The organism is Actinophytocola sp., from assembly GCF_036002505.1.
GTDB lineage: Bacteria > Actinomycetota > Actinomycetes > Mycobacteriales > Pseudonocardiaceae > DASYTH01.
The window spans coordinates 1-9,102 of sequence record NZ_DASYTH010000491.1 but is presented as its reverse complement, the minus strand read 5'-3'; the positions used below and the strand labels follow the sequence as shown (position 1 = coordinate 9,102).

At 70.7% G+C, this 9,102-nt stretch carries 6 protein-coding genes and 1 pseudogene; 3 read left to right on the top strand and 4 right to left on the bottom strand.

The features are described 5' to 3' along the window. Positions 1–77 precede the first annotated feature (77 nt). Positions 78–4,691 carry an ATP-dependent helicase gene (locus VGR06_RS43070; protein ID WP_327565050.1) on the top strand — a complete coding sequence of 1,538 codons (4,614 nt, stop codon included), beginning with the start codon at positions 78–80 and terminating at the stop codon, positions 4,689–4,691. A 225-nt stretch (positions 4,692–4,916) separates the two neighbouring features. Here VGR06_RS43070 and VGR06_RS43065 read toward each other — a convergent pair whose 3' ends face one another. The 4 genes from VGR06_RS43065 to VGR06_RS43050 form a co-directional block, all read right to left on the bottom strand. Continuing rightward, positions 4,917–5,321: a hypothetical protein gene (locus VGR06_RS43065; RefSeq protein WP_327565049.1), complete on the bottom strand. Its 405-nt coding sequence runs from the start codon at positions 5,319–5,321 to the stop codon at positions 4,917–4,919. A gap of 168 nt (positions 5,322–5,489) precedes the next feature. Beyond that, positions 5,490–6,476, bottom strand: a complete 987-nt coding sequence (locus VGR06_RS43060) for a hypothetical protein (RefSeq protein WP_327565048.1) — start codon at positions 6,474–6,476, stop codon at positions 5,490–5,492. 61 nt (positions 6,477–6,537) lie between these two features. After that, complete coding sequence (locus VGR06_RS43055) at positions 6,538–7,476, bottom strand: hypothetical protein (protein WP_327565047.1); 939 nt, start codon at positions 7,474–7,476, stop codon at positions 6,538–6,540. A gap of 100 nt (positions 7,477–7,576) precedes the next feature. Continuing rightward, positions 7,577–7,939, bottom strand: coding sequence for an excisionase (locus tag VGR06_RS43050; protein ID WP_327565046.1), 363 nt, complete (start codon positions 7,937–7,939; stop codon positions 7,577–7,579). 51 nt (positions 7,940–7,990) lie between these two features. On the opposite strand from VGR06_RS43050, the pseudogene VGR06_RS43045 reads away from it, so the two are divergent. Together VGR06_RS43045 and VGR06_RS43040 are read left to right on the top strand one after the other, a co-directional pair. Beyond that, positions 7,991–8,455, top strand: a pseudogene (locus VGR06_RS43045) (Clp protease N-terminal domain-containing protein); the annotation flags it as partial. 39 nt (positions 8,456–8,494) lie between these two features. Continuing rightward, positions 8,495–8,983 (top strand): Clp protease N-terminal domain-containing protein, encoded by a 489-nt coding sequence (locus tag VGR06_RS43040; RefSeq protein WP_327565051.1) that lies wholly within the window; start codon positions 8,495–8,497, stop codon positions 8,981–8,983. The last annotated feature ends 119 nt before the right edge of the window (positions 8,984–9,102 follow it).

The window sequence follows — 9,102 nt, the reverse complement described above, 5'->3', positions numbered from 1 at the left end:
GCGATGAAGGGGGCCTTCCTCACCCTCCAGCGTGAGGAAGGCCCCCTTCATCGCACCCGGCCCGGACTGTCGGTGCCATGCGTCAAGATGTGAGTGTGGGCGACATCCTCGACCTCTTTACGCCGGCGACCAGACAGTGGTTCGCCGGTGCCTTCGTCGCGCCCACCGACGCGCAGACCGGCGCCTGGCGGGCCGCCGCGGCCGGTGAGCACGCGCTGGTGGTGGCGCCGACCGGCTCCGGCAAGACGCTGGCCGCGTTCCTCTGGGCGCTGGACCGGTTGGCCGCGGCACCCCCACCCGAGGAGAAGCTGCACCGCTGCCGGGTGCTCTACGTGTCGCCGCTGAAGGCCCTGGCCGTGGACGTGCAGCGGAACCTCCGCGCCCCGCTGGCCGGTATCCGCCAGGCCGCGCACCGGCTGGGCCTCCCGGAGCCAGCGATCACGGTGGGCATGCGCACCGGCGACACCCCGGCCGAGGAGCGCCGCTCGTTCGCCCGCACCCCGCCGGACGTGCTGGTGACCACGCCGGAGTCGCTGTTCCTCATCCTCACCTCGGCGGCCCGGGCGTCGCTGCACGGCGTCGAGACCGTGATCGTCGACGAGGTGCACGCGGTCGCCGGCACCAAGCGCGGCTCACATCTCGCGCTGTCCCTGGAACGACTGGACGCGATGCTGCCCAGGCCGGCCCAGCGGATCGGGCTGTCCGCGACGGTCCGGCCGGTCGACGAGGTGAGCGCGTTCCTGGCCGGCGGGCGCCCGGTCACCGTGGTCCAGCCGAAGATCGCCAAGACGATCGAGATGCAGGTCGAGGTCCCGGTCGAGGACATGTCCGCGATCACCGAGCAGGAGCCCGAAGCGGGCCAGCAGTCCCAGCGCCCGTCCATCTGGCCCGCGGTCGAGCAGCGCATCCTCGACCTGGTCCGGCAGCACCGGTCGACGATCGTGTTCGCCAACGCCCGCCGCCAGGCCGAGCGGCTGACGTCCAAGCTGAACGAGCTGGCCGCCGAGAACCCCGTCTACCCCAAGGATGTCGGGCACTTCCCGGCCGAGGTGATCGCCGAGTCCGGCTGGGCGGCCGGGGTGGAGCACCCGGTCATCGCCCGGGCTCACCACGGATCCATGGCCAAGGAGAAGCGGAGCCAGGTCGAGGAGGAGCTGAAATCCGGCCGGCTGCCGTGCGTGGTGGCCACCTCGTCGCTGGAGCTGGGTATCGACATGGGCGCGGTGGACCTGGTGATCCAGGTCGAGGCGCCGCCCACGGTCGCTTCCGGCATGCAGCGCATCGGCCGGGCGGGGCACCAGGTGGGCGCGGTCTCGCGGGGCGTGATGTTCCCGAAGTTCCGCGGCGACCTGGTGTCCTGCGCGGTGGTCGCGGAGCGGATGGCGGCCGGCGCGATCGAGGCGGTGCGCTACCCGCGCAACCCGCTGGACGTGCTGGCGCAGCACATCGTGGCGATGACCGCGCTGGAGCCGTGGACGGTGGAACAGGTGGCCGCCCTGGTCCGGCGCGCGGCCCCGTTCGCCTCGCTGCCGGACTCGGCGCTGCACGCGGTGCTGGACATGCTGGCCGGGCGCTACCCCAGCGAGGAGTTCGGCGAGCTGCGCCCGCGGATCACCTGGGACCGGGTGAACGGCGAGCTGCGCGGCCGGCCCGGCGCGCAACGACTCGCGGTGACCTCGGGCGGCACGATCCCGGACCGCGGCCTGTTCACCGTGATGACGCCCGGGTCGGAGGGCTCGGCCGGCTCCCGGGTCGGTGAGCTGGACGAGGAGATGGTGTACGAGTCGCGGGTCGGCGACACGTTCCTGCTCGGCACGTCCGCCTGGCGGGTGGAGGACATCACGCATGATCGGGTGATCGTGGTGCCGGCGCCGGGTGAGCCCGCGCGGATGCCGTTCTGGAAGGGCGACGCCCCGGGCCGGCCGCTGGAGCTCGGCCGGGCGTATGGGAAGTTCGTCCGCGAAATGTCCACAATGGACGAAGAGAAGGCACGTGAGCGGGTGGCCGGGGCCGGGCTGGACGCCTGGGCGGTGGACAACCTGGTCGCCTACCTGGCCGAGCAGCGGGAGGCCACCCGGCACGTGCCGGACGACCGGACCATGCTCCTCGAGCGGTTCCGCGACGAGCTGGGCGACTGGCGGCTGGTGCTGCACTCGCCGTTCGGGGCGCAGGTGAACGCGCCGTGGGCGCTGGCGATCGCGGCCCGGTTGCGCGAGCGGCGCGGCATCGAGACCCAGATCGTGCACTCCGACGACGGCATCGTGATCCGGCTGCCGGACATCATGGACGACACCGGCGCGCAGATCGTGGCCGGCGCCGAGGACGTCCTGCTCGATCCCGACGAGGTGGAGCAGATCGTGGTGGCCGAGGTGGGCGGCTCGGCGCTGTTCGCCGCGCGGTTCCGGGAGTGCGCGGCCCGCTCGCTGCTGCTCCCCCGGCGCAACCCGACCAAGCGCACCCCGCTGTGGCAGCAGCGCCAGCGCTCGGCTCAACTGCTCTCGGTGGCGGCGAAGTACGAGCGGTTCCCGGTGGTGCTCGAGGCGATGCGGGAGTGCCTGCAGGACGTCTACGACGTGGCCGGGCTGAAGGAGCTCATGTCCGACGTGCGGGCCCGGCGGGTGCGGGTGGTCGAGGTGGAGACGCAGTCCGCGTCGCCGTTCGCCCGCAGCATGATGTTCGGCTACGCGGGGCTCTTCCTGTACGAGCCGGACATGCCGCTGGCCGAGCGGCGGGCGGCGGCGCTTTCGCTCGACTCGGCGCTGCTGGCCGAACTCCTTGGCTCCGAGGCGATCCGGGAGCTGCTGGACGCCGACGTGGTGGCCGAGGTGGAGCGCTCGCTGCAGCGGCTGGACCCGTCCCGGCACGCGCGGCACGCCGAGGATGCCGCGGACCTGTTGCGGTTCCTGGGTGATCTGTCGGTCGACGAGGCCGCGGAGCGCGGGGTCCGGCCGGAGTGGCTGGCCGAGCTGGAGTCGGCGCGGCGGGCCATCCGGGTGCGGATCGCCGGCGACGAGCGGTATCTGGCGATCGAGGACGCCGGCCGGGTGCGCGACGCCCTGGGCGTGGCGCTGCCGGTGGGCGTGCCGGAGGCGTTCACCGAGCCGGTCGCGGATCCGTTGGGAGACCTGCTGGGACGCTATGCCCGCACGCACGGCCCGTTCCCGGCGTCCGAGGTGGCCGCCCGGTTCGGGCTCGGCGTCTCGGTGGTCACCGGCGTGCTCGACCGGCTGGTCGGCACCGGCCGGCTGGTCCGCGGCGAGCTCCGTCCGAACGGGACACAAACGGAATACTGCGACGCGGATGTGTTGCGGCGCCTGCGAAGGGCGTCGCTGGCCCGGCTGCGGGCCGAGGTCGAGCCGGTCGAGCCGGCCGCGCTCGGGCGGTTCCTGCCGGTCTGGCACGGCGTCGGCAAACGCGTGCGCACCGCACCGACCCCGGACGACGTACTGAGCGTGGTCGAGCAGCTCGCCGGGGCGCCGCTGCCGGCCAGCGGGTTCGAGTCGCTGATCCTGCCGTCCCGGCTGCCCGGCTACTCGCCCGCGCTGCTGGACGAGCTGACCACGGCCGGCGAGGTGACCTGGTGCGGCTGCGGGCCCTTGGCCGGCGGAGACGGCTGGATCGCCGTCGCCCCAACGGATGTGGCCGACCTGCTGCTGCCGGACGTGGAGGAGGCGGTTCCGGAGACTCCGCTGCACGGCGCCGTCCTGTCCGCCATGACTGGCGATACGCCATCGATCCATAATTATGGCAGCGGCGCGCTGTTCTTCCGCCAGCTCGCCGACCGGACCGCGGCCATGCTCCTCGACGGCGGCGCGCCCGCACCCGAGGACGGCGATGTCGTTGCGGCGCTGTGGGATCTGGTCTGGGCGGGCCTGGTCACCAACGACACCCTGGGACCGCTCCGGGCCCTGGTCTCCGGCCGGGGCGCCGCGCACAAACCCCGCCGCACCGCGCCCCGCGGCCGCTACGCCCGGCTGCGCACCGCCCGCCCGGCCATGCCCACCCGCACCGGCCCACCCACGGTCGCCGGCCGCTGGTCACTCGTCACCCCGCGCGAGGCCGACCCGACCCGCCGCGCGCACGCCCGGGCCGAGGCGTTCCTGGAGCGGCACGGCGTGCTGACCCGCGGCGCGCTGGACACCGAGCGGGTCACCGGCGGGTTCAGCGCCGTGTACCGGGTGCTGCGCGCTCAGGAGGAGTCCGGCCAGATCATCCGCGGCTACGTGGTGGAGGGTCTGGGTGCCTCCCAGTTCGCCGCCCGCGGCGCGGTCGACCGCCTCCGCGCACTGTCCCGGACGGACACCTCGGCCCCGCCCAAGGAGGCCGGCGCCGTCATCCTCGCCGCCGCCGACCCCGCCCAGCCGTACGGCGCCGCCCTCGGCTGGCCCGACCCCGTCGGCACCGGAAAGCACCGCCCGGCAAGGAAAGCCGGTGCCCTCGCGGTCCTCGTCGACGGCACCCCGGTGCTCTACGTCGAACGCGGCGGCCGCAGCCTGCTCTCCTTCACCGAGGACGAGACCGCCCTCCGCACCGCCGCCGAGGCCCTCTCCCGCGCCGTCCGCGAAGGCTGGCTCGGCCAGCTCGCCGTCCAGAAAGCCGACGGCGAAACCGCCCTCACCTCCCACCTCGCCGAGATCCTCCGCGAGGTCGGCTTCCGCGCCACCCCCAGCGGCCTCCGCCTCCGCGCCTGAGCCAGGCCCATGTCGAGGCATGTTGGCCTCTGGCGTCGCCATGTTTGCGCGTGGCGTCGTTGTGTTGGCCTGTGGCGTCGTTGTGTTGGCAGTCGGCGTCCGGATGGGCTCGCGCCCTTCGCGCCACACACCTACACGGCTACGTCAGGTGCCAACACGGCGACGTGAAACGCCAACACACCAACGCAGCGGGCCAACATGACGACGTGAGACGCCAACACATGGTCAGGGCGTGCCTGACCGGAGCGGGACGACGCTGGGCAGGATGGCGACGGCCGCGCCCGCCATCAGGAGGAGATGCAGGCTCGGGTAGACGCTGGCCGAGCGGCTGAGTGGGGAGTCGTCGTCGATGATCGAGTTGATGCCGATGATCCCCAGGATGGCCAGCAGCGTGGTGAGCCCGCCAGACAGCCGGCAGAGCCCCTTGCCGCCGGGGGTCAGCGGCTCGGTGCGGCGGACGGCCACCATGCCGATGAGCACCGCCGCGCAACACACCAGCGTGATCCAGCGCAGGTTCGCCAGCTCGTCGCCGCCGGCGGCGTTCAGCCAGCGCGGGCTCGCCCACGGCGTGAGCGAGCAGATCGTGCCGATCCCCGCGGCAATCGCGACGGCGATACGTTGCTGGTGCATTCCCATCCTCTCCACCGGCGAACCGTGATCTGCACCCTGGCAGTGATCACCGCTACCGGAGAAAGGGCGATGCACGCACGTCCACAGCGACTGCACAGCCAAGCAAAAAGCCGGGCACGTGGCCGCCTCCGAGGCGATCGGCCACGTGCCCGAGCGGTTCTCCGGTTGCTATCGCTTCCAGATCACGGCGTGCTCCTTCGGGTCGAAGCCGCGGCTCGTCGAGCTGCCGCCGACGATGAGGCCGTGGTCGTTGATGTCGTGTGCGACCGAGCTGGCGAGCAGGGTCGGCAGCGTGGTGAGCTGGCCGCTTTGCCAGACGAAGGCGTCGGGGTTGGTGTTACCGACGATCTGCAGGCGGTTGTTGATCCCGAGCGGTTGGAGGCCCGGGAAGAGCGGGGCCGGTGGGGCCGGAATCTCGGTGAACTCGCCTTGGTGCAGGACGAAACCGTGGACGGTGCTGCCGGAGACGATCCCGGTGACGTCACCGAAATCGTTGAGCGCGGTGGCGGAGGTCTCCGTCGTCGTGGTCAGGGACTGGATTTCGCCGTTGCGCGTCCACCGGACGGCCACCCGGTTGAAACCGTTGATGTCGCTGTCGCCGACGATCACGCCGAACCGGTTGATGTCCCGGGCGATCGAGATGTTCCCCCCGGGCCGGACACCGAGGTCGGTCGGCACCCCGTCCTGCCATCGGACGGCGTGCAGGCTCCCACCGGACACCTCGCTGGTGCCGGCGACGACCCCGCGGTCGTTGATGGCCGACGCGAAGCTGGTGGCCCCGCCCGGAAGCGGCCCCAGGTCTGTGACGACCCCTGCGCGCCACAGGAAACCGTGGGTAGACCCGTTCACGGGACGCGTTCCGACAATCTCGTCGCGATTGTTGATGTCGAAGACGTCGCCGAACTCACCGTTCGGGAAAAGGTCGGTGATCTGCCCGTTCCGCCACAGGAACGGGTGGCCCTGGCGGTCACCGGTGACGTGGCCGCGATCGTTGACCGCGGTCGCCACGCTGTTGTCGCCCAGGCCCAGATCGATGATCTGGTACGCCGGCGAGGCGTCCGCGACGGCTGGCAGTGCGGCGGCCCCGGCCACCGCACTCAGCAGGGCACCGAGCAGAAGAACTCGCCGTCTGCCCAGCATGGATCTTGCAGACATAGTCGTCCCCTCAAACGATAATTGGATTACGAGCCCCCTGGAGACGCGCACTTCGTATGGGTCACCGGGTCCAGAGCACGGCGTGGTAGTTCAGGCCGTCCGTGCGGACCGAGCTGAAGCCGACGATCTGGCCGCGGTCGTTGATGTCCTGCGCGCCGGAGGTGCTGACCAGCTGCGGCAGCAGGGTCAGCTGGCCGCGCTGCCACAGGAAGGCCTCGGCGTCGGTGCCACCCACGATCTGCCTTCGGTCGTTCATCGCCTTCGGCCGGAAGAACATCACTCCCGGCGGACCCGGAATCTCAGTGAGCTCGCCGCGATGCCACAGGAAACCGCGGGGAATTCCCGCCTGGTAGTATCCGGCGATGTCACCGTGATCGTTGATCGTCACGGCCGTGGTGAACTGATCGGTCAACGGCTGAATGGCGTCGTTGCGCCACCGCACGGCGACGGTGTTGAAGAAGCCGCTCTCGCCTACGACGACACCGAACTTGTTGATATCGTAGGCCCGCGAGTAGTTGAACTCGCCAGGGATGATGCCGAGATCGGTCAGCACGCCGTCGCGCCAGCGGAACGCTCGCGGCCCGAGGGCCGTGTTGCTCGACCCGACGATGTCCCCGCGGTCGTTGATGGCCGTCGCGAAGCTGTTGGATCCGCCGGGAAGCGTTCCCAGATCGGTCAGGACACCACGACGCCAGAGGAAAGCACGACCGTTGCGGTCGCCGACCACTTCATCGTTGTTGTTGATATCGGTGGCATTGCCGAACTCGCCAGCCGGCAGAAGATCGGTGACCTGACCGTCGCGCCACAGGAATGGACGGCTGTCGCGCTGTCCCACCACATGGCCCCGGTCGTTGATCGCGTGCGCCTCGCTGTTGTCACCCAAGCCGAGATCGACAACCCGGAACCCCGGCGAGGCGTCGGCGATGGCCGGTACCGCGGAGGCCCCGGCCACCGCGGTCATTAACGCACCGAGCAGAAGAACCCGCCGTCTGCCCAGCATGGATCTCCCAGACATAGTATTCCCCTCAGTTGATAATGGAGTACGAGCCATTGACCCAGGCTCGATATTTCAGAAGACGCCTGCCGGTGCGGGAGGTTGCCTACGGTTTTTCGGTATGCCGTTCGAGGGCGGCTAGGCGGAGCTCGAGTTGGTCGACGCGGTTGCGGAGGAGGGCGACCTGGGCTTCGAGGCTGAGCTCGCGTTCGGCGCGGCGTTGGATGCGGGGGGACTGGGCGGCGCGCTGGATGACGGCTTCGAGGGGGACCAGGCGCTGTGGGCCGTTGGGGCCGTCGACGAGGCGGGACTCGATCTCGCCGTTGCGGTACCAGGCGCGCAGGGCGGAGCGGGAGACGCCGGTCTCGACCTCGGCCTGGGCGAGGGGGACCCAGGGGGTGTCGTCGAGTTGCTTGAAGAGCTCGAGCTCGTCCTGCCACTTCGCGAGGCGGTCCTCCCATTCTGACATAGGGTCACCCTATCATTGATAGAGCATTGACAGGGTTGTCATCATGGAAGCATGTTCGAGAGATTCACCGCGAAGGCTCGTCAGGTTGTGGTGGGGGCGCAGGAAGAGGCCCGGTCACTGCAGCACAACTACATCGGGACCGAGCACCTGCTGCTCGGTCTGCTGTCGGTGCCGGACAGCATCGGGGCGCGGGCGCTCCGGCAGCTCGGGGTGACCCGGGACCAGGTGCGCGCCGACGTCGAGTCGATGATCGGCCAAGGCAAGGAGGCGCCCTCCGGGCACATCCCGTTCACGCCGCGCGCCAAGAAATGCCTGGAGCTGGCGCTGCGCGAGGCGATGCAGCTCAGCCACAACTACATCGGCACGGAGCACATCCTGCTGGCCTTCATCCGCGAGGGCGAGGGCGTCGCGGCCCAGATCCTGGCCAGCCGGATCGACGACCTGCGGACCGTGCGGGCCGAGGTTCTGGCTCTGTTGAGCGGAACAGGCGGAACTGAGCCCAGCCGGCCGAAGGCGACCACCGCGGCCGAGGAGGTCACGGCCACGGCCGAGGCGCTGGCCGGGGGCGCTCCGATCGGCAGCCACCACATCCTGGAGGCGCTGGTGCACGCCGAGGGCAGCATGGCGGCGCGGGTGCTGGCGGAACTCGGGGTGGATGCCGAGACGATCGCCGCGAAGATCGACGAGCTGGACCCCGAGGGCACCACCGACGCCACCCCGGCCGAGTCCGCGGCACGCAAGATGGAGCTGCGGCTGGCCGAGAACGACGAGGTGCAACTGGTGTTCCGCGACGAGGGCACCGTGGAGCTCGCGAAGAAGGTCACCGCGCTCACCGGCGGGCCGATCCAGGGCACCGGACCGATCGCCGGAGCTTTCGTTCCGCTGTGGAACTCCACGAACGAGCTGCTGCTCAAATTCCTCCAGTTCATGGAGGCTCCCGAGCCCGAGCCCAAGGGTGAGCTGAGCAAGACCGTGATGCTGCTGCGTCGCGTCATTCGCGACCGGCTGCAGCGGCGCCGGCCCCCGGAATCGGCCGCGGAATAAATTGGCCCCCTGTCCCGGTCATGGTGAACGGGTGAATGTTCCGGCGTGTCGCTGCGGGCGGGACAGGGGTAGATCTAGCGTGATTCTCCATGAGTAACCCACGGCCAACGGCCCGCGCC

Excerpts from the sequence above, each read along its gene's own strand:
- VGR06_RS43070 (WP_327565050.1), top strand. The coding sequence starts at position 78 with ATGCGTCAAGATGTGAGTGTGGGCGACATCCTCGACCTCTTTACGCCG.
- VGR06_RS43065 (WP_327565049.1), bottom strand. The coding sequence starts at position 5,321 with ATGCACCAGCAACGTATCGCCGTCGCGATTGCCGCGGGGATCGGCACG.
- VGR06_RS43060 (WP_327565048.1), bottom strand. The coding sequence starts at position 6,476 with ATGTCTGCAAGATCCATGCTGGGCAGACGGCGAGTTCTTCTGCTCGGT.
- VGR06_RS43055 (WP_327565047.1), bottom strand. The coding sequence starts at position 7,476 with ATGCTGGGCAGACGGCGGGTTCTTCTGCTCGGTGCGTTAATGACCGCG.
- VGR06_RS43050 (WP_327565046.1), bottom strand. The coding sequence starts at position 7,939 with ATGTCAGAATGGGAGGACCGCCTCGCGAAGTGGCAGGACGAGCTCGAG.